The organism is Glutamicibacter sp., assembly GCF_032154645.1.
In the GTDB taxonomy this organism is placed as follows: Bacteria; Actinomycetota; Actinomycetes; order Actinomycetales; family Micrococcaceae; genus Glutamicibacter.
Map to the genome: position 1 here is coordinate 76,428 of NZ_JALDXV010000006.1, position 19,402 is coordinate 95,829.

The window sequence follows — 19,402 nt, forward strand, 5'->3', positions numbered from 1 at the left end:
AGCCTAGACGAAAGCCCGGTCAACAAACATTGTCGGCAGCGGTTCAGGCTGGTGTCTGCCTCACACCGTACTCCCGGCGCAGCATCGACAGGGCGCCGAGATAACCACCCATCCCATGCACCGAAGGGCCCGGCGGCACTGCGGAGGAAATCAGGTACAGCCCCTTGGACCGCAGATACCACGGGTCCCGGGATAACACCGGGCGCCTGACGCTGCCCAACAAATCCATGCTCCCGCCCGAGATGTCCCCACCGACCAGGGCAGCATTCTGTCGTTCAAGCCCCTGCGCGCTGACCACGTGGGATTCGAGAATCAAGTCCCTGAACCCCGGCGCTGCCGCCTCAATCATCGATGAAATTTCCTGCTGCATATCTGCCGAAGAATGCAGCGGAACGTGGCAATAGGCCCACACGACCTGCTGACCTGCCGGAGCACGAGAGTCGTCGAACAGCGACGGCTGAGACAGGATCACAAACGGCTCCTGCGGGGTAGCTGTGCGCGCCAGGCGCTCGGCACGGCCGATCGTTCCCGCAGTGCCGCCCAGGTGAACGGTTCCGGTCCGCGCCAGCACCGGGTCCCTCCACGGCACCGGTGCACCGAGCACAAAATGCACCACGCAACTGCCCGGCGAACGCCGCACCCCGTGCAGCGCGGCGGAGAGCTTGTCCGGAATCCGTGGCCCGGCGATGCGCGCGGCGGTTTCAGCAGAGGTATCCAGCAGCACCGTTTCCTCGGCGAGCTCGTCCAGGGACTCGATGCGCACCCCGGTGCGGATCACTCCCCCGCGGCTCGTGGTTTCTTCGGCCAAGGCGTTGGAGATCGCCTGTGATCCTCCGCGGGGTATGGGCCATCCGCGGGAGTGTGCGGCGGCGGCGAGGAAGAGCCCGGCCCCCGCGTTGGCGGGGCCGCGCTGTCCGCCGGCGACGTGCGCTGCACAGCCGGAGTAGAGCGCCGCAGCCTTGGCAAATCGAGTGGATGCCAGGTCCTTGAGCCCCATGCCGGCAACCGTTGCCGCCCCGAAGGCTGCAAGGGTCGCCGGGTGGGAGGGCACCTTCAGCAGCGGGCTGAGCAGCGTGCCGCTCAGCTCGTCCATGCGCCGCACCAGCGGGCCGAGCAGCCGCGTGTAGACCGCGCCGTCCCCGGGGCCAAGGACTTCGCCGGTGCGGTCCAGGTCCTTCCAGGCATAGGCGGTGCGCCGCTGGTCGATCACGTGCGCGAAGGACAGCTCGGGAATGATGAAGTCCACCTTGTCCAGCACCCCGAGTTCTGCGAACGCCGTAGATTGCAGGGCCATCGGATGCACCGCGCTGCCCAGGTCAAAGCTGGCCGCCGAACCATCCAGCGGTTGGGTGCGGGCCGCCCCGCCGATGGCCTCGTTGGCCTCATAGACGGTGACGTTCAGCCCCGCCCTGGCCGCGACCGCGGCGGCGGTCAATCCATTGGGGCCGGCACCGACGACCGCCACCGAACTCATGCGGCAGGTTCCTTCTCCCGTTCGCTGTCCCGATCCTTGAAGAACCACCGGCGCAGGGTGAACTTGTCCTGTGCACCGGCAAACGGGCCGGCGATCGGGTCGTCCTGTCCGACGGCCCGGATGGGGTCGCGTCGTGGGTCGATCACCGAATAGACCACGAGATACATCAGGTAGGCGAGCATGAGCATGTGCACGATCACCGCGATGATGTATCCGCTTTCGGGGAAGGCCTTCTGCGCATTTTCAGCGTTCAGGGAGTCTAGGTAGTACCAGACGCTGTAGAAGTGGGCGACCTCGACCAGCATCCAAATCAGGAAGTCCTTCCACCTGGGCAGGGCGAGGACGAACAGGGGAACCAGCCAGACGATGAACTGCGGCGAGTAGACCTTGTTGAACATGACGAAGGAGGCCACGATCAAGAATGCGAGCGAACCCAGGCGCGGCCGCTGTTTGGCCAGCAGACCCAGCAGCAGCACCCCTGCACAGCAGATGAAGAAGAGCACCAGCCCAAGCCGGGAAATCTGCTGCGCTTGGAAGACGCCGAGCACCTCGGTTTTTGCTGCGATCAGGTTCCAGACATGCCACAGGCTGGAGAAGCCTGCCCCGCGCTCGGACGAGAAGGTAAAGAAGTGCTTAAAGGATTCCGGGTAGGCCAACGCATAGGGAAGGTTGACGACCACCCAGGTCAGGGCTGCCGTTCCACCTGTCACCCAGAAGGTCTTGAGCTTTCCGGTGCGGATCGCAAGGACCAGAATCGCGCCGAGGACAAAGAACGGGTAGATCTTCATCGCCGCGCCCAGGCCGATCAGGATGCCAGCCAGCACGGTGCGTCCTCGAGCGAAGCTGAGCATTCCAAGGGCCAGCAGCGTCACCGCCCACATATCCCAATTCACGCTTCCGGCGAGGATGATGCCCGGCGCAATCGCCACCATCGCAGCATCCCAGGGGCGTCGTCCTGCCATGCGCATGGTGCACAGGACGGTGATGATCCACAGGATCGCGACGAGGATCAGGTTCATGTCGAAGTAGATCAGCGAACGGTTCGCCGCACCCTGGGGAACTATCGACGCCACTGCCGATGCCACGGTGCTCATCAACACCGGATACTCGAATTGCGCATCCGCTGAGAAGGGAATCCACGGATTGTCGGCAAAACCTCGGGCGCTGAACAGTGGAACCCAGTCGCTGTAGCAGGCGTAGATATAGGCGTTGTTCCCGCCCCAGCCATTGATACGGCAGGGGTTCTTGGCCAGCAGCATGAGCAGCGAGCCGATCACCGTCATGATGATCAGTACCCGCTGAACGGTGAAAAATCCGGGACTCACCCGCCCGGGATCGCTGTGCCTTCCCAACGGCCCACCGATGACAGCGGTGAACTGGCGTAGGAAACCGTCGGCCCGTGAAGGCACTGTGATTCTCAGCGGTCCCTTGATGGGTTTGGGCTGCTTTGACTCGCGCATAGAACCCAGCCTAGTTGTAACAGCTCGACAACCCGTGGCGGCGGGCGCCGGATTTCAGATCCCGCGCAGATTTCTGGCAATTTAGATGCCTTTGACTGCAATGAGTGAGACTGCACTAAATAACGGTTATTCTGGGCGCGTCAGTGACTCGAGTTTGCCTCCCCGGAAGGTGCCATTTCAATGTCGACGAAGAAGTTAGCTCCAGAACCTGTCCGCGATCCCTCAGCAGATCATCTGCTCACCCCCGAAAACAGCGCCATTGTCTTTATCGACTTCCAGCCGGGACAGTACGCAACGGTGGGCTCGGCGAGCGCAGAAGAAATCAACCTGGGCGCCATCACCTTGGCCAAGCTCGCCCACGCCTATCGAGTCCCCACGATTCTGAGCACCGTTGCGGTGGATATGGGGGTCAACGAATCAACCATCGGCGCCATCACGGACGAGCTTCCTGGTGTTGAAGAAATCGACCGAACCGGCGTGAATTCGTGGGAGGACGCAGATTTCCATGCCGCCGTCGAGGCCACCGGACGCAAGAAGATCATCATGGCGGGACTGTGGACCGAGGTGTGTTTGGCGTTCCCAACCCTTGACATGCTCAAGGAAGGCTACGAAATCTACCCGGTCATCGATGCCGTCGGGGGCGTTTCACCTGTCACCCACGAAACGGCAATCCAACGCATGGTCCAAGCCGGTGCCCAGCCGATTACCTCGCTGGCCCTTGGTTGCGAATTCATGCGTAACTGGGCGCGCGATGATGCAGACCTGTACCGCGTGATCATCAACGACTATTTCCGCCGCAAGCGTGCCATCGGGCAGGACAGCGGCAATCTCTTCAGGTAGGCGCCCTTGTCACTGGTCGCTGGGCTCAATCGCGCATCATCAGTCGTTCCTGCGCGCGAGAACCGCCACATGCGGCCGGTGCCGCCGCGTTGTCCGGGTATGAGTTTCCAGAACTGAGAAACCCGCCGATTCCAAGGCCGAGCGCAGTCCTTGAACCGACCAGTAGTACGCCCTCACTACCGCGTGGTCGAACTCTTCGCCCTGCTGGCCGCAAAACGCGCCAATGAGCAGCTCTCCGCCGGGTTTCACCACCCTGGCAAACTCGCCGAACAGCGCACCGCAGTGTCTTGGGTCGGTGTGAATAATCGAGTACCAGGCAAGCAGGCCAGAGAAATAGTCATCGCTGAGCGGGATCGAGCGCAGGTCGCCAAGGCTGAAACTCGTGGCGGGAAATCTTTGGCTGGCAGAGTCGACGAATGCCTGCACCGCATCGAGGCCCTGGATTTCGCAGCCGCGGCTGCGTAGGAAGTCCGTCCAATGTCCCGGGCCAGATCCTGCATCGAGGATGGGGCCGTTGATTCCCTGAGCCCAGCCGGATATGAGTGTTTGGTCCAGCGGGTCCATGTCTTGGACCGAGCCAAGAAGTGAAATATATTCCTGGGCCCTAGATGTGTATGCGTCGCGCACGCAGTGCATTCCAAAGTGGTCATCTGCCATGGCTACAGCCTATGCCGTGGCAGCTCGTCAATGGTTTATCCATCAAGAAACCGCTATTGACTAGACATGAAGTAATTAAACCCGCGCTTCACCCTGTGTTTACCTAAGAGCACCCCGGTGGTTAACTCGGCTGTTTATTCTCGAATTTGTGAGCAACACCGAAGAGCCGAAGGTCCTGGCAATCATCCCGGCACGGGGTGGTTCCAAGGGCATCACGCTAAAGAACCTACGCCGGATTCACGGCAAGTCCCTGTTGGGAAGGGCCATCGAATCCGCAGTGGCCGCAACCTCAGTCAGCGAAGTTGTGGTGAGTACAGACCATCCAGAAATCAAGGCCGAAGCACTGGCCTACGGGGCCCGCGTGGTGGACCGTCCGGCAGAAATCGCCGGCGACACCGCCACCAGCGAATCAGTTCTAGTTCATGTGCTGAACAATGAACCGCTGCTTCCGCAGACCACCGTATTCATCCAGTGCACCAGCCCATTCATCGACCCGGCCGACCTAGACGCGGCAGTCAACCGCGTCACCAGCGGCGAGCTGGATGTCAGCTTCGCTGCGGTGGCAGACCACGGCTTCCACTGGGGCTTGGACGAGCAGAACCTGGCGGTGGCCGTGGGACACGACGCAGCGACCCGGCCGCGCCGACAGGACCGCGAACCGCGCTTCCGCGAAACCGGGGCGTTCTACGCCATGAACACCGCTGGTTTCCTGGCGGCGAACCACCGCTTCTTCGGACGCACCGCCATCCAGGAGGTACCGTCCGAACACGGGATCGACATCGATACCGAGGCAGACCTGCTGCTGGCATCGCTGCAGGGCGAGCAGTTGATCGACCCGCTGCTGGTGGACGCCGTGATCACCGACTTCGACGGGGTGCATACCGAAGATACCGCCTATGTCGATGAGTACGGCACCGAATCGGTGCGGGTTTCCCGCTCGGATGGGATGGGAGTTTCCCGGCTGCGCGCCGCAGGGGTGAAGTTCCTGATCCTCTCCAAGGAAGCGAATCCGGTGGTGGCCGCCCGCGCCACCAAGCTGAAGGTCGAGGTGGCCCACGGGATCGAGAACAAGGCCGAATATCTGGCCCGCTGGCTTGCCGATGAATCGATCAACCCGGCCCGCGTGGCCTACGTCGGCAACGACGTGAACGACCTGGGTCCCATGGACCTGGTCGGCTGGCCCATTGCGGTGGCAGATGCCCAGCCGCAGGTCATCCAGGCAGCCCGGCTGACCCTGAACCGCCAAGGCGGGCACGGGGCGGTGCGCGAAGTGGCGGAGCTGGTGCTCGCCGCCCGCGCAGAGAAGTCCGCAGAATCCAAAAGTTTTCCAAGTTTCACCCACTGAAAGGCAATACCCATGACCTCGATTACCACTGACATCAAGCCAGTAGCCATCGGTGAGAACCTGCTCGGCGCCGGCCAGCAGGTCTACGTGATCGGCGAGATCGGCATCAACCACAATGGCGATATCGAGATCGCCAAGCAGCTGATCGACATCTCCGCAGAGGCGGGCGCCAACGCGGTCAAGTTCCAGAAGCGCACCCCGGAAATCTCCACCCCGATGGACATGCGCGACAAGATCCGCTCCACCCCATGGGGCGAGATGACCTACCTGGACTACCGCTACCGCGTGGAGTTCGACGCGGCGCAGTACAAGGAGCTGATCTCCTACGCAGCCTCCAAGGGCCTGCACGCCTTCGCCTCCCCCTGGGATGTGCCATCGGTTGAATTCATGGAAGAGCAGGGCGCACTGACCCACAAGGTCGCCTCCGCGTCGGTCACCGACATCGAGCTGCTCACCGCGCTGCGCGAAACCGGCAAGCCGATCATCCTGTCCACCGGCATGTCCACCATCGAGCAGATCGACAAGGCGGTGGAAACCCTGGGCACCAGCAACCTGGTGCTGATGCACGCCACCTCCACCTACCCGCTGCCCCCCGAAGAGGCGAACCTGCGCATGATCGAGACCCTGCGCGACCGCTACCAGGTCCCGGTGGGCTACTCGGGCCACGAGCGCGGCCTGCAGATCTCGCTGGCGGCAGTGGCCCTGGGCGCCGTGACCGTCGAACGCCACATCACCCTTGACCGCACCATGTGGGGTTCGGACCAGGCTTCGTCGCTGGAGCCCAAGGGCTTCGCCTCGCTGATCCGCGACATCCGCATCCTGGAGCAGGCCATGGGCGACGGCGTCAAGAAGGTCTTCCCCGGCGAACTGGCACCGCTGTCCCGCCTGCGCCGCGTCGACGGCTAAGCGCACCGCACCGCACCTCCCGGCGGCCGGACCACCCCGGTCCGGCCGCCGGGTGCTATCCATCATTCGAAGATTAAGGAAGCCAGTTAAGCCATGACGAGCTTGATTCCCGGCCGCATATCGGTAGTCATCCCGGCCTACAACCAGGAAGCGTACATCTGCGATGCGCTGACCTCGCTGGTCCGGCAGAAACTCGGCTCATGGGAGCTGGAGGTGCTGGTGGTGGACGACGCCTCCAGCGATGCCACCGCGGCGCTGGTACTCAGCTTCCACAACGCCCTACCGGGGCTGAAGCTGATCCGCCTCGAGCAGAACTCCGGAGTCTCGGCGGCTCGCAACGCGGGCCTGGAGCAGGTCACCGGCGAATACTTCACCTTCCTGGATCCCGATGACTGGTTCTCCCCCGAACACCTTGCCACGCTGGCCGAGGCGCTGACCGAACTGCACGTCGACTTTGTGCGCTGCGACCATGTGCGCGTCACCGGCACCACCCGGGTGATCCACCGCGCCCCGCAGGCGCTGCGCGGCATGCCGTTGAACCCGGCCGACGACATCGAGCCCATCGACTCCCCGTCCATGGTGGACTACGCGTTCGTCTGGGCCGGCATGTACCGCACCGCATTGATGCGCGATGCAGGACTGTACTACTTCGATCAGGCGCTGAACTCCGCCGAGGACAGGCTGTGGCTGTGGAAGCTGCACCTGAACACCGGGCGCTACGCGGTGCTCTCCTCCCCCAGCGTGTTCTACCGCCGCGGACTGCCCGGCTCGCTGACCCAGGTCTTCGACGAACGCCAGCTCGGCTTCATTCCCGCCTATGCGCAGGTGCTCGCCGAGGTGCACGCGCACCCGGAGGCCGAACGCCACCTGCCCAAGGCGCTGCGCCAGTTCTTCGCCATCGTGTGCCACCACGAGAAGCGGGCCAAACACTACCCGCCCGAGGTGCGCCTGGCGATGAAGCAGAAGCTGCGCCAGGTTTTCACCACCATCGACGCGCCCACCGCGCGTCAGGTGGCGCTCGAGATGGACGTTGCCCGCCGCCGCCACATCCTCTCATTCCTGCAGCCCGGAACGATCGGAGCCGCCAAATGATCGCATTAGTAGAGGCCAGCAGCTATTTCCAGCTTGCCTCGCTGGCAGCGATGGCGGATGCCGGAGCGCTGCCGGCGGCCGATGAACGCATCCTAGTGCTGGCCAACGGCTCCCAGGTTCCGGAACTGACCACGCCGCTGCAGGACGCCCCGGGATTTGCCCGGCTTGCCGCCCGCTTTGACCGCGTCGTGGACTACGCCCAGCTCATGGCCCCGCGCCGCCCCGCCCAGTTCAACCCGCGCGAGGACGAGCTGCACATCTTCGAACGGCTGCTGCGCAGCGCCTGGGACCTGGGCGAGGACAAACTGATGCTGGTGCTCGAATCGATCCAGGTCAACCCCTCGAGGTCGCTGGCTCGCATCTTCTTCGACGCCGAAATCTGGGTGCACTCGGACGGACTGATGTCCTATGGCCCCACCCGCAGCAGGCTGCCTATGCCGCTGCGCCAGCGCATTTCCCGCACCATCCACGTGGATCTGGTGCCGGGGCTTGAACCGGCGCTGCTGGCCGAGCTGAACCCGCTGCGCGAGGTGCTGCCCGCCAGCGCGCTGCAGGCGGTGTTCACCGAGCTGGCCGCCGATGCCGAGCTTGAGCTTCCCGCCGGCGCGGGGCTGGTGCTCGGCCAATACCTGGGCTCGCTGGGGCTGATCGACGCGGAGGAAGAGTTCGATCTGCATGTGCAGATGCTGCGCGAGGTGCAAAATGCCGGCCTGGACACCGTCCTGTTTAAGGCGCACCCTTCCGCCAACCCCACCGCCGCGGTGCATCTGGCGCAGGCGGCGCACGACATGGGCCTCAAGTTCCAGCTGCTGCACACCGACCACCTGGCGGAGACCGTCATCGCCCTGGCCGGACCGAGGCTGGTGGTCTCCTGTTTCTCCACCGGGCTTGCCACCGCCCGTTACATCTTGAACACCGAGGTGGCGGCGGTGGGCACCGCCATGCTGCTGCAGACCCTGGCTCCCTATGAAAATTCCAACCGGATTCCGCTGAGCATCATCCACGCCCTGTTTGTCCAGAAGCTGCCGGTGCCGGCGGATGCCGGGGATGCCGGCCTGCTGGCCCAGCTGCTTACCGCAGTTTCCTACTGCATGCAGGCGGCCCAGCTGCCGCAGCTGCGCGAACCCGCCGCCGCTTTCCTCAGCGGACATTACGCGCAGTTCTCCGCACACTTCAAGCGCCGCCGCATCACCAAGCTCGAGCTGCCTCCGGCCTGGGTCCACCTACCGCAGCGCCGTTCACTGCCCTCAAAGGTGCGCGGTGCGTCGCGCCAGGTGCTGCGCCGCAGCTCCAAGTCGCTGGACACCTTGTCCAAGTCGCTGAGCCGGTTGGCCAAATGACCATCCTGACCCGTCAACCACCGACATCGAGCCCCTCCATCATGAAATTGACAGGCCCCAACACCCGCGAGGTCCCTCGCCCCCGCTTCGGCACCGCTCAGGTATGGGTGGAATCCCCCTTGCAACTGCTCTCTGCGGTGGAAACCCACGCGGCCGGGCTCTTGGGCCACGACGTGCGCATCATCCCGCGCCAGGGCATGCCGCTGGAGGCAACCACCCAGGCTTTGCTCACCAATGCCCCAGCTGGGGTGCGCTTCCTGCCGGCGGCTCGCAAGCCGCCTGCGCCGAACAGCGCCGCCGATCGCTTCGTCACCGGCGACGCCTATTCGGGCAAGGTGCAACGAGCCCTGTTGGCGGGGGTGAAGGCCAAGGAAATCATCATCATCGACGACGGAATGGCGACGCTGGCGCTGATCAAACAGCTCACGGCCACCGACCCCACGCCGCTGGTGCGTGCTCGTGCGAAGAACTCCGCGGCCCGGACCGCGATGGGGCTTGCCATGTGGCACCGGCTGCGCCAACTAGCCCGCGATTCCCGGCTGTTGATCGTCTCTGCCCTGCTGGTCGACGATGCAACCCAGCAGCGCATGGAAGAGCTCGGCATCAAATTTGCCCAGCACAAGTTCGAATGGCTTGCCACCCAGCCGGTTGCCGAACGCTTCACCGAACCCACCCTGCTCATTGGTTCGGCAATGGTCGCCGATGGCCTGATCCACGAGGAACCCTATCTTCAATGGGTTGCCTCCATTGCGGCCGATGGCCCGGTGGCCTACTTTCCTCATCGGCGCGAGAACGGCCAGCTATTGGAGAAGCTGGGCCGGATTAAAAACGTTGTGCCGATGAAGCATACGGTTCCCATCGAAATGCGTCTGCGTGCGCTGCGTCCCGGGCAGGAGATCAGGGCGCTGCCATCCACCGTAATCCCCTCCCTGCGCCTGTTGTTGGGTCACGACGCTCGCCAGCTGTACCCACAGGCAGTTCCGGAGTCGTGGTGGACCGATTCCACGCCGCAGTCATTGCGCGAGCACCTTTCCAGTTCTTTGAAAGTATGAACCTTTCGTGAAACCCTCAATTCTTGCAATTGCCGATTCAGATTCATATTTGAAGCTGGCCACTGCCTTTCTCGACCGGCTGGGGCCCACATGGCACCGCCGCGTAGCACTGGTGCGCACCCCGGTGATGCCAACCGAGGAACAAATCGCCGCGGCGTTTGAAGGCACGAGCCTTGATCCAGACCAACTGGAGTTCCTGACCATGCAGCAGTTGAATGCAAACAGCATCGGCGAGGACATCGTTTTTGCGGCCGCCACGGGACCCGTCGTCGCGGAGGCCTATTCGCGCATTCTGCGATCAGAACCCGCCGGAGCACGACGCACCGCATTGATCTCTGCGCTTCCCGGCGTCGCCTTCCCGGCAACCGCCAAGGGGTGGAACTATCGCCGTGCGGGGGACGCATTTATCTGCCACTCTCATGCCGAAGCCAGGGACTTTTCCTTCATGAACGAAGAACGCCCAGGTCATCAACCAACAATCATGGTCAGCAAACTGCCGTTCCTGCGCTCCACAGGATTCCCTCCAGCCCAGCATGAACACATCAATCGCATTGTTTTCGCACCCCAGGCCAAGGTTCCCCTCCTACGCGAAGAGCGCGAATCCATCTTGCTCGCGCTGGAGAAGACCGCGCGCCTGAACCCCGGGATTGACGTTGTAGTGAAGCTGCGCGCCAGGGCAGGCGAACCACAAACCCATCTCGAGCAGTTCCCCTACGACGTATTAGCCGAAGACTTAGCTGCCTCCGGCCAACTCGGTCCACAGTCTCATCTACGTTTTGACACGGGAAGTATGTCCGAGGCACTGAGCGAACGCAGTGCGTTGGTCACCGTTTCATCAACTGCCGCGCTTGAATCGATCGACCGCGGGTTGCCGACAATGATCCTCGATGACTTTGGAATCAGCCCTGAAATGATCAATACTGTTTTTCAGGCATCCGGATTGATTGGAAATCTGCAGAGTCTTTCAGACCTGCAGTTCGGTTCCCCCACCAAGGCCTGGCTTCGAGAGAACTACTTTCATCGCGTTGACGGCAGCTTCATCGATGCCTTGAACAGTTTGGCATCGCGGGCCAGTGAAGGGAAGCTGCAAACGAACCAAGAAGTCTTGGACTTCATCAAGAATCAACCGATGCGGCAGAGACTGCGTACCGTGCTCCCAACTCCGATTGTGAAGATTCTGCAGAAGTTGCGACGATCTTTTAATAAATCACGCGGTTTCAACGCCAATTCGTGGTCATGAGCATATACATTTTTGCAGATGACATACGATTCAAACTGATATATCAGAACAAGTCATTAGTGTCTTGATTTTAGGCCATGTACAGAAGCACTGATTTTCTGGTCAGTACCAAAAGTTGGAACGGTACTAAAACTCCATGATTCCCTGCATTTATACCAGCGATACCGGTGACAACCAGCACTTATGGGAATTTTTAATGCCTTCAAGGACTTAAGATCATTAGTAGGGCCAATCCGTGTGTCATTAGATGACATCATCGCTGCCCGGGGTTTTATACATTTCAATAAGGAGTTCATGTGTCGGCGAACCCGATTCGCGTTGCCATCGTTGGCGTAGGCAATTGCGCCACTTCACTTGTCCAAGGTGTCGAGTACTACCGAAATGCCGATGCAGGGTCCACCGTTCCAGGCCTGATGCATGTGCAATTTGGTGACTACCACGTCAACGATGTGCAGTTCGTAGCAGCCTTCGACGTAGATTCGAAGAAGGTGGGCTTGGATCTGTCGGATGCAATCCTTGCCAGCGAAAACAACACCATCAAGATCACCGATGTTCCAACCACCGGTGTCACCGTTCAGCGCGGCCACACCCTGGACGGACTGGGCAAGTACTACCGCCAGACCATCGAAGAGTCCACCGCAGAGCCTGTAGACATCGTCCAGAGCTTGAAGGACAACAAGGTCGACGTCCTCGTCTGCTACCTGCCGGTTGGTTCCGAGCAGGCAGCCAAGTACTACGCACAGTGCGCTATCGATGCCGGCGTTGCCTTCGTCAATGCCCTTCCGGTATTCATTGCAGGCACCCCGGAGTGGGCGCAGAAGTTCACCGACGCCGGTGTCCCAATTGTTGGTGACGACATCAAGAGCCAGATCGGTGCCACCATCACCCACCGCGTGATGGCCAAGCTGTTCGAGGATCGCGGTGTCGTCCTGGACCGCACCTACCAGCTAAACGTCGGCGGCAACATGGACTTCATGAACATGTTGGAACGCGAACGCCTGGAATCCAAGAAGATCTCCAAGACTCAGGCAGTGACCTCGAATACCTCGGCAAACCTCACCGAGAACGACGTCCACATCGGCCCATCCGACTACGTTTCATGGCTCGATGACCGCAAGTGGGCCTTCGTCCGCCTCGAGGGACGCAACTTCGGCGATGCCCCGGTCAATCTGGAATACAAGCTGGAGGTTTGGGACTCGCCAAACTCCGCAGGCGTCATCATCGATGCTGTTCGCGCGGCTAAGATCGCCCTTGACCGCGGCATCGGAGGGCCAATCCTCTCCGCCTCGAGCTACTTCATGAAGTCTCCACCGGAGCAGTACGACGACGAGACCGCTCGCGAGAAGGTCGAAGCCTTTATTCGCGGTGACGTCGAGCGCTAGGAACCAATCCACGAAACAGCCGGTGTAGAAATCACGTGATTTCTACACCGGCTGTTTCGTTTTAAGGTGCTGGAGAAATTTGCCCCTAGATGCGGGAAGCCCGCCGGCTTGCAGGCCGGCGGGCCTCTTAATATTATTTGGCGAGTTCATCGGTACTCCTTTGTTCGTTGAGATGGATAACGGTAATGGCGTTATCGCACCTTAGCGAATACGGAAGTACATTTCTGGCGGAACATGGTTCTTCAGTTCACGCTGACGCAAATTGCGGCTGAACTCAGCGCTGTCCATGAATTGGTTCTTGCGCTTGTCTTGACGTTTGGTCATTTGATTTCCCTCCCTTCAGTGAGCAGGGGAGCTACAGGGAGGTCTTGGCGCGTGGTAGAGATTGCGCGAGCCTTCAGGCTTTCAGGTCCTGCGAAGATTAGTTCCGAGGTCCGTACAGCCCGTTGAGCGGTCGTGATGAAAAGTGGAGCAGACATGAAAAAAGTTCCTAAGGTGGAGTCGAATACTGACTTACACCCTCAGGAACTTTGTTGGGAGAGACCTACAAAAGTTTAGGAATCCGCTGTTCCGGAGGATGGGGAGACGTGATGATTGCCGCCGAGCGCAATAAAGTCATTGCCGGATCGCACTGCACGATCGGTCCAATAAGTTCGATTCATAATCATCGTTTTCCCACCTCCTAAATCTGCTCTAAGTCGATCGCGTTTCCGCGAGACTTCATTTGAATAACTTTTCGATTCGCAAGTCTCATTGAGACTTCCCAATCACAGTTATTAGCATACATGGCCCAGCGACAAGACGCCACCTATTTGCACAAATTATTTAAGAATATTTTCGTCGTCAATGAGACAGGCCCGATTTTCCGCGGAAAATCGGGCCTGTCTCGTCAATGCAGGTCAGATAGTTTTATTCAGCCGTTGATTCCTGAGACTCCGGCTGCTGCGCCCACCAGGAACGTAGTCGATCCACTGCTGCCTCTTCACCCAGTACGCCTTCATCCAGACGGAGGTTCAGCATGAATTTGTAAGCACGCCCCACCACCGGGCCTGGTTTGATGCCCAGCAACTGCATAATCTGTTCGCCATTAAGGTCGGGTCGGACGGCGTCTAGTTCTTCTTGGGCGCTGATTTCTTCGATCCGTGCCTCGAGATCGTCGTAAGCGAAGGAGAGGCGATCTGCCTTCTTGCGGTTGCGCGTCGTGACGTCCGAACGCGTCAGTCGGTGCAGCCGCTGCAGCAGGCCACCGGCGTCGGTGACATAGCGGCGCACCGCAGAGTCGGTCCAGCCGGCCTCCCCGTAGCCGTAGAAGCGCATATGCAACTCGACGAGTCGAGCAACGGCCTTAGTAGTGTCCTTGTCGAAGCGCAAGGCACGCATACGGGCCTTGACCAGTTTGGAACCAACCATGTCATGGTGTCGGAAAGATACGGCACCGCTCGGTTCGAACTTCCTGGTGGCAGGCTTGCCCACATCGTGCATCAGGGCGGCGAAACGCAATACGAAATCCGGACCGGGGACCGGACCATTTGCATCGCTCTCCAGCGCCATCGCCTGCTCGAGCACTGTCAGGGAGTGCTGGTATACGTCCTTGTGCCGGTGGTGCTCGTCGATTTCCAAGCGCAATGCAGAAACCTCCGGCAGGACCTTGTCCGCCAAACCGGTGTCCACCAACAGGTCGATGCCGGAACGCGGATCGACTCCGTTGATCAGCTTGACCAATTCATCGCGAACACGTTCAGCCGAGATGATCTCGATCCTCTCGGTCATCTGGGCCATGGCCTGACGCACCTCGGAGCTCACCTCGATTTTCAGCTGCGAAGCGAAACGAGCCGCGCGCATCATGCGCAGCGGGTCGTCGGAGAATGAGACATCGGGAGATCCAGGGGTGCGGATCAAGGAGTCCTTCAGGGAGCCGACGCCGTCAAAGGGATCCACGAGCTCCAGCTGCGGTAAACGCAGGGCCATTGCATTCATGGTGAAGTCGCGCCGGAAGAGATCGTCATGCAGATTGTCGCCGAACGCCACTACCGGCTTTCGCGAATCCTTGTCATAAGCATCGGCGCGGTAAGTCGTGACCTCTAGAGTATGCTCGCCCTTCTTGAAGGCGATGGTGCCGAATTCGCGCCCCACATCCCAAATACTTTCGGCCCAACCGGAGATGACCTTGATGGTTTCATCGGGCAGGGCGCTGGTGGTGAAGTCCAGGTCTGGGGAAACGCGACCGAGGTAGAGGTCGCGGACCGGCCCGCCCACCAGGGAAAGCTCGTGACCTGCCGCAACGAATCGGTCTGCAAGTTCAAAGATGACCGAAGGCAGGATCTGACGCAGCGCGTCAACAGAGGGAAGTGCATGCATAGTTACTTAAGCGTGCCAGAAAACTAGTGAGTTTGCTTCAAAAACAGGGTTCATTGCCTGCGAGATCACTTACTTGACCACGTCGATAAGGCGAAGCAGGGTAGTTTATCGATAGAGTGGTTTCATGAACCGACCGATCCCGTCTGCCCCAAAGCGTACGCCGTTGACTGCGTCAATGGCACGTGCGCAGGCAACTGGCGGTCATACAAGTCTGCCGACCGTCGAGGAAGTCTCCTCCGGAGGCATCGTCATCGACTTCGAAAAACCCGAATTTCCGGTGGCAATCATCGCGCGCTATAACCGCGGCGGACGTCTCGAGTGGTGCCTTCCAAAAGGGCATCCGGAAGGCGTAGAAACCAATGAGGAAGCGGCGATCCGCGAAATCGAGGAAGAAACCGGCATTGCCGGCAGCATCCTCGCCCCGTTGGGTTCGGTCGACTATTGGTTCACTGTGACTAATTACAGGGTGCACAAGACCGTGCACCATTTCCTTTTGGAAGCTACCGGTGGCGCGCTGACGATCGAGAACGATCCCGATCACGAGGCCGTCGATGTTGCCTGGGTACCGCTCGATGCCCTGGGTAAACGCCTATCCTTCCCCAATGAGCGCCGGATCGCAGAGCTGGCACGCGAGGTTCTAACGAAGTATGTCTCAGGTTCCTAATCCCTTTCAGGGTTCCGACCATCCGGTCACCGGAGCCCTCGAAATGATTCCCGAACCAGCTGCCGGACAACCGGCGGCTCCCAAAGAATCGGCACCGCCCAGCCCCGAAGGCTCGAGGTCAAAGGTCTATGCGCTGATGGCCTCGGGGACCTTGGTGTCCCGTGTGCTCGGCTTTGTGCGCACCGCACTGCTGGCGGTGGCCATCGGCTCGGTGACCTCCGTGGCGGATATCTTCGAGAAGGCCAACGTCATTCCGACGATCATCTTCATGCTGCTGGCCGGCGGCATCTTCAACGTGGTGCTGATCCCGCAGCTGATCAAGGCCTCCAAGGCCGCCGACCGCGGCTCTTCCTACACCTCGAAGCTGATCACGCTGACCATCGTCGTCATGGGCGCCCTGTCCCTGGTGCTGACCCTGTGTGCGCGGCCGATCATCGTGGCGCTGACGAACAACTGGACCGAGCCCATGATCGCCCTGGGCACGGCCTTCGCCTACTGGTCGCTGCCGCAGATCTTCTTCTACGGCGTCTATGCGGTGCTGGGGCAGGTGCTGAACGCCAACGGACGCTTCGCCGCGTTCATGTGGGCCCCGGCGGCGAACAACCTCATCCAACTGGTGGTGATCGGTTCCTTCATCCTCACCTTCGGCGCCTACTCCAGCGGCGACCCGATGGACGATTGGACGACGACCAAGACCATCTGGCTGGCCGGAGGCGCCACCCTTGGCATTGTCGTCCAGGCGCTGGTGCTGCTCTGGCCGTTGAAGAAGATCGGCCTGAAGCTCTCCTTGGACTTCTCCTGGCGCGGCATGGGCCTGCGCCATGTGGGCAAGCTGGCCGCATGGACGCTGGCGGCCATGGTCATCGGCAACATCTCCTCGCTGTTGTACTCAAAGATCGTTTCCGCGGCCACCGCCGCCCGCGCCACCCTGCCTGCCGATCAGGCGGCGTCGGTGGCCGGCGAGTACGCGCTGAACACCTCACAGCTGATCACTGTGCTGCCGCATTCGCTGTTCGCGCTGACGGTTGCCACGGTGCTTTTCAACGACTTCACCCGCGCCTTCCATGAGAACCGCCGCCGGGATGTGGGCGGCCTGCTGGCTCGAGGCATGCGTTCCACCGCCATCCCGATCGTCTTCTGCACCGTGGTGTTCATCGTGTTGGCGGGCCCCCTGGGCCGCCTGTTTGCCGGCCACTCGGAGTACGCAGCACAGGCTTCCGGCGCGTTGGGCCAGCTGCTGGTGCTGACCGCGCTGGGACTGCCGTTCAAATCGCTGCAGTTCTTCATGCTTCGGGTATTCTTCGCCGAGGAGGACACCCGCACCCCGATGCTGATCCAGACTGCCACCGCCGCCTTCGGCCTGGTTCTGGCGGTCACCGCTGCACGGGTCATCGACCCGCTGCACATCGCCGCCGCCATCGCCTTCATCTATGGATTGAGCAATGTGCTGGCAGCCATCGGCACCCACTATCTGGTCAAGCGCCGCTATGGCGACTACGGGGTATCCGGCGTCATCGACACCTACGTGCGCATCGGCTGGATGGCCGTCCTCTCCGGCTTCGTCGGCTGCCTGGCGCTGTGGCTGTTGGGCGGATTCAGCTTCGGCTTCGCCTACAATTCGCTGTTCTCCGCGATCATCACCATCAGCGTGGTCGGCGGCGTCATGGCGGCGGTGTTCATCGGCCTGCTCTACAAGACCAAGGTGCCTGAACTGGACGGGTTCCTCGGTCCGATCCTGCGCCGCATTCCCGGCCTGAAGCGCTAGCTAGACGGCGGACGAAGATCCGTGGTGATTCACCACAAATAGCCACCAAACAGCCAGCTTTGGAAGGTAACATGGCATGTGGCGGTCTGTCACTGCCACCGAACAGCAACCAACCATTTTGGAGATGCACGTGTCGCAGCCAATCGATGTCGGCTCAGTACTCAGCGGCCGCTACCAGGTCACCGAGACAGTCCTGTCGTCCGCGGAAGGCGATCTGGTCCTCTCCGGCATCGACCAGGTGCTCAACCGTTCGGTCAGCATCATGGTGGCATCGGTGGCAAACTCCTCGCAGCTGGCCACCAGCGCCCGAGAGATCGCCATGGGCGAGCGCACCGCCAACGTCCAGGTCCTCGACCTGGGTATCACCGACTCCAACCAGACCTATCTGGTGGCAAATGTGGCGCGTTCCTCCGACATGCTGGATCTGGTGTTGGAGACCGACAACACTCCCTATGTCGAACCATTCTTCACCGACACCCTGGGCACCGAGATCTTCGGCGAGTCCCGTCAGGCGGTTCCGCAGACCTACGAGGACGACGACGCCTACTATGAAAACTTGCGCTACGAGGACGAGCCTGCCGAGCAGGGCAAGCTCGGCACCGCACTGGCAGGCGGCTTCGCTGGGCTGAAAAGCCGCTTCGGCAAGAAGAATCAGCAGCAGGTCGAAGAGACCTATGAGGACAGCGACGAACAGTACGCCGAGGCCGACTACGACGAATCGGCCTACATCAGCGACCAGACTGCACCCAACGCCCAGATCGCAGCAACGCAGGCTACCCCGGTTGCACCGGTTCAGCCCGAAGCGCCAAAGCCTAAGGTGACCCGTCTGGACGACGACGCTGAGCCAAGCGTCACCGCGACCGCTGCCCTGGCTGCGGCGGCACAGTCCAAGGGGCAGCCTGCCAAGGAACAGCCTAAGAAGCCTGAACAGCAGGCAGCTGCACCTACTGCGCCGAAGCAAGAAGACAAGAAGAAGAAAAAGGCCGCCGCAGTGACTGCCGGGGCCGCTGGTGCCGCAGCAGCGACTGCTGCCGCCGCTGCTTCCAAGCCATCGACCTTCCCAGCAGCTGCCAAGAACGTCCCCGCCGCTCCTGCTGCTGCAGCTGCCGCGGCCGCGGTTGAAGAGGAAAGCACTTCCAAGGGAACCCGTTTGCTGGTTGGCGCCGTACTGGTGATCGTTCTGGTCATTGGAGTGGTCTTCGCATTCAACTTCCTCGGCGGTGCCAAGGATACAACGGCTGACTCAGAGTCCACCGCGCCACCGGCGGCTTCAGCTCCGGCCGAGGAGTCGAAACCTGCCGAGGAACCTTCGGATCCTTCACTTCCTGCACCTGAAATTTCGGATATTTCACGCCTTGTCCCTGGTAACCAGGCCCTGAACGCCGAAACCGACAGCACGCTGTCGAAGATGATCGACGGCAACGAATCCAGCAACTACCGTTCCTACACCTACACGACTCCAAACTTCGGCAAGCTCGCTTCCAATATGGTGTTCATCCTCGAGCTCGAGGATGACTCGGCCATCAAGGAAATCAACTTGGACGGCCTTAATGCCATCGGCGGCGCCTACGAAATCCTCGTTGGCGACTCCGACGATCTTGGCGATGCCAAGTCGGTAGCCAAGGGTTCCTTCTCCGGCCCGTCTGTGTCTGTGAACGTCAAGGACGGCGACAAGGACTACATGGAAGGCAAGTACGTCTTCCTGAACGTCACCGAACTGCCACGCCGCACCTCGGGATCCAACGACTCCCGTCCATACGGTCTGCAGATCGGCGAATTCTCCGCCAAGTAACACACGCGGAATTTTTTACTATAGCAAGGCGTTGA

General features: G+C 61.0%; 16 protein-coding genes. 11 read left to right on the forward strand and 5 right to left on the reverse strand.

All coding sequences use genetic code 11. The annotated features are described in order from the left end of the window. Positions 1–43 precede the first annotated feature (43 nt). Together RUH64_RS07300 and RUH64_RS07305 are read right to left on the reverse strand one after the other, a co-directional pair. Complete coding sequence (locus RUH64_RS07300) at positions 44–1,474, reverse strand: NAD(P)/FAD-dependent oxidoreductase (RefSeq protein ID WP_313812486.1); 1,431 nt, start codon at positions 1,472–1,474, stop codon at positions 44–46. Then, a complete protein-coding gene (locus tag RUH64_RS07305) occupies positions 1,471–2,934 on the reverse strand; it encodes a glycosyltransferase 87 family protein (RefSeq protein WP_313812487.1) in 1,464 nt (487 codons plus the stop codon). The genes RUH64_RS07300 and RUH64_RS07305 overlap by 4 nt, the downstream gene beginning before the upstream one ends. A gap of 180 nt (positions 2,935–3,114) precedes the next feature. Between RUH64_RS07305 and RUH64_RS07310 the strand changes: the two genes are divergently transcribed. Beyond that, positions 3,115–3,774, forward strand: a complete 660-nt coding sequence (locus RUH64_RS07310; RefSeq protein ID WP_313812488.1) for an isochorismatase family protein — start codon at positions 3,115–3,117, stop codon at positions 3,772–3,774. A 39-nt stretch (positions 3,775–3,813) separates the two neighbouring features. On the opposite strand, the gene RUH64_RS07315 is transcribed toward RUH64_RS07310, so the two are convergent. Further along, positions 3,814–4,431: a class I SAM-dependent methyltransferase gene (locus RUH64_RS07315; protein ID WP_313812490.1), complete on the reverse strand. Its 618-nt coding sequence runs from the start codon at positions 4,429–4,431 to the stop codon at positions 3,814–3,816. Between the two features lie 148 nt (positions 4,432–4,579). Between RUH64_RS07315 and RUH64_RS07320 the strand changes: the two genes are divergently transcribed. The 7 genes from RUH64_RS07320 to RUH64_RS07350 all read left to right on the forward strand — a co-directional run bounded on the left by RUH64_RS07320 (position 4,580) and on the right by RUH64_RS07350 (position 12,788). Beyond that, a complete protein-coding gene (locus RUH64_RS07320) occupies positions 4,580–5,776 on the forward strand; it encodes an acylneuraminate cytidylyltransferase (RefSeq protein ID WP_313812492.1) in 1,197 nt (398 codons plus the stop codon). Positions 5,777–5,788: 12 nt separating this feature from the next. Beyond that, positions 5,789–6,682 (forward strand): N-acetylneuraminate synthase family protein, encoded by an 894-nt coding sequence (locus RUH64_RS07325; protein ID WP_313812494.1) that lies wholly within the window; start codon positions 5,789–5,791, stop codon positions 6,680–6,682. A gap of 93 nt (positions 6,683–6,775) precedes the next feature. Further along, positions 6,776–7,774, forward strand: coding sequence for a glycosyltransferase family 2 protein (locus RUH64_RS07330; protein WP_313812496.1), 999 nt, complete (start codon positions 6,776–6,778; stop codon positions 7,772–7,774). After that, the gene (locus tag RUH64_RS07335; RefSeq protein WP_313812497.1) at positions 7,771–9,114 is read left to right on the forward strand and encodes a polysialyltransferase family glycosyltransferase; all 1,344 of its coding nucleotides are present in this window, start codon (positions 7,771–7,773) and stop codon (positions 9,112–9,114) included. Before RUH64_RS07330 ends, RUH64_RS07335 begins: the two co-directional genes overlap by 4 nt. Positions 9,115–9,155: 41 nt before the next feature. Then, complete coding sequence (locus RUH64_RS07340) at positions 9,156–10,166, forward strand: hypothetical protein (RefSeq protein WP_313812499.1); 1,011 nt, start codon at positions 9,156–9,158, stop codon at positions 10,164–10,166. Positions 10,167–10,173: 7 nt separating this feature from the next. Continuing rightward, positions 10,174–11,406, forward strand: a complete 1,233-nt coding sequence (locus RUH64_RS07345) for a DUF6716 putative glycosyltransferase (protein WP_313812501.1) — start codon at positions 10,174–10,176, stop codon at positions 11,404–11,406. Between the two features lie 296 nt (positions 11,407–11,702). After that, entirely contained in the window at positions 11,703–12,788 is a 1,086-nt protein-coding gene (locus RUH64_RS07350; protein ID WP_313812503.1) for an inositol-3-phosphate synthase, read from the forward strand. A gap of 201 nt (positions 12,789–12,989) precedes the next feature. On the opposite strand, the gene RUH64_RS07355 is transcribed toward RUH64_RS07350, so the two are convergent. Together RUH64_RS07355 and RUH64_RS07360 are read right to left on the reverse strand one after the other, a co-directional pair. Then, complete coding sequence (locus RUH64_RS07355) at positions 12,990–13,112, reverse strand: hypothetical protein (protein ID WP_313812504.1); 123 nt, start codon at positions 13,110–13,112, stop codon at positions 12,990–12,992. Positions 13,113–13,697: 585 nt separating this feature from the next. Next, positions 13,698–15,146: a CCA tRNA nucleotidyltransferase gene (locus tag RUH64_RS07360; protein WP_313812506.1), complete on the reverse strand. Its 1,449-nt coding sequence runs from the start codon at positions 15,144–15,146 to the stop codon at positions 13,698–13,700. Between the two features lie 124 nt (positions 15,147–15,270). Here RUH64_RS07360 and RUH64_RS07365 point away from each other — a divergent pair, with 124 nt between their 5' ends. From RUH64_RS07365 to RUH64_RS07375, 3 genes are all read left to right on the forward strand, one after another. Continuing rightward, positions 15,271–15,810: an NUDIX hydrolase gene (locus RUH64_RS07365; protein ID WP_313812507.1), complete on the forward strand. Its 540-nt coding sequence runs from the start codon at positions 15,271–15,273 to the stop codon at positions 15,808–15,810. Next, a complete protein-coding gene (gene murJ / locus RUH64_RS07370) occupies positions 15,794–17,575 on the forward strand; it encodes a lipid II flippase MurJ (protein WP_313812509.1) in 1,782 nt (593 codons plus the stop codon). The genes RUH64_RS07365 and murJ overlap by 17 nt, the downstream gene beginning before the upstream one ends. 130 nt (positions 17,576–17,705) lie before the next feature. Beyond that, positions 17,706–19,367: a hypothetical protein gene (locus RUH64_RS07375; RefSeq protein ID WP_313812510.1), complete on the forward strand. Its 1,662-nt coding sequence runs from the start codon at positions 17,706–17,708 to the stop codon at positions 19,365–19,367. Positions 19,368–19,402 lie beyond the last annotated feature (35 nt).

Bases quoted from the DNA above. Each gene is read 5' to 3' on its own strand.
- RUH64_RS07300 (WP_313812486.1), bottom strand. From the start codon at position 1,474: ATGAGTTCGGTGGCGGTCGTCGGTGCCGGCCCCAATGGATTGACCGCC.
- RUH64_RS07305 (WP_313812487.1), bottom strand. From the start codon at position 2,934: ATGCGCGAGTCAAAGCAGCCCAAACCCATCAAGGGACCGCTGAGAATC.
- RUH64_RS07310 (WP_313812488.1), top strand. From the start codon at position 3,115: ATGTCGACGAAGAAGTTAGCTCCAGAACCTGTCCGCGATCCCTCAGCA.
- RUH64_RS07315 (WP_313812490.1), bottom strand. From the start codon at position 4,431: ATGGCAGATGACCACTTTGGAATGCACTGCGTGCGCGACGCATACACA.
- RUH64_RS07325 (WP_313812494.1), top strand. From the start codon at position 5,789: ATGACCTCGATTACCACTGACATCAAGCCAGTAGCCATCGGTGAGAAC.
- RUH64_RS07330 (WP_313812496.1), top strand. From the start codon at position 6,776: ATGACGAGCTTGATTCCCGGCCGCATATCGGTAGTCATCCCGGCCTAC.
- RUH64_RS07335 (WP_313812497.1), top strand. From the start codon at position 7,771: ATGATCGCATTAGTAGAGGCCAGCAGCTATTTCCAGCTTGCCTCGCTG.
- RUH64_RS07340 (WP_313812499.1), top strand. From the start codon at position 9,156: ATGAAATTGACAGGCCCCAACACCCGCGAGGTCCCTCGCCCCCGCTTC.
- RUH64_RS07355 (WP_313812504.1), bottom strand. From the start codon at position 13,112: ATGACCAAACGTCAAGACAAGCGCAAGAACCAATTCATGGACAGCGCT.
- RUH64_RS07360 (WP_313812506.1), bottom strand. From the start codon at position 15,146: ATGCATGCACTTCCCTCTGTTGACGCGCTGCGTCAGATCCTGCCTTCG.
- RUH64_RS07365 (WP_313812507.1), top strand. From the start codon at position 15,271: ATGAACCGACCGATCCCGTCTGCCCCAAAGCGTACGCCGTTGACTGCG.
- murJ (WP_313812509.1), top strand. From the start codon at position 15,794: ATGTCTCAGGTTCCTAATCCCTTTCAGGGTTCCGACCATCCGGTCACC.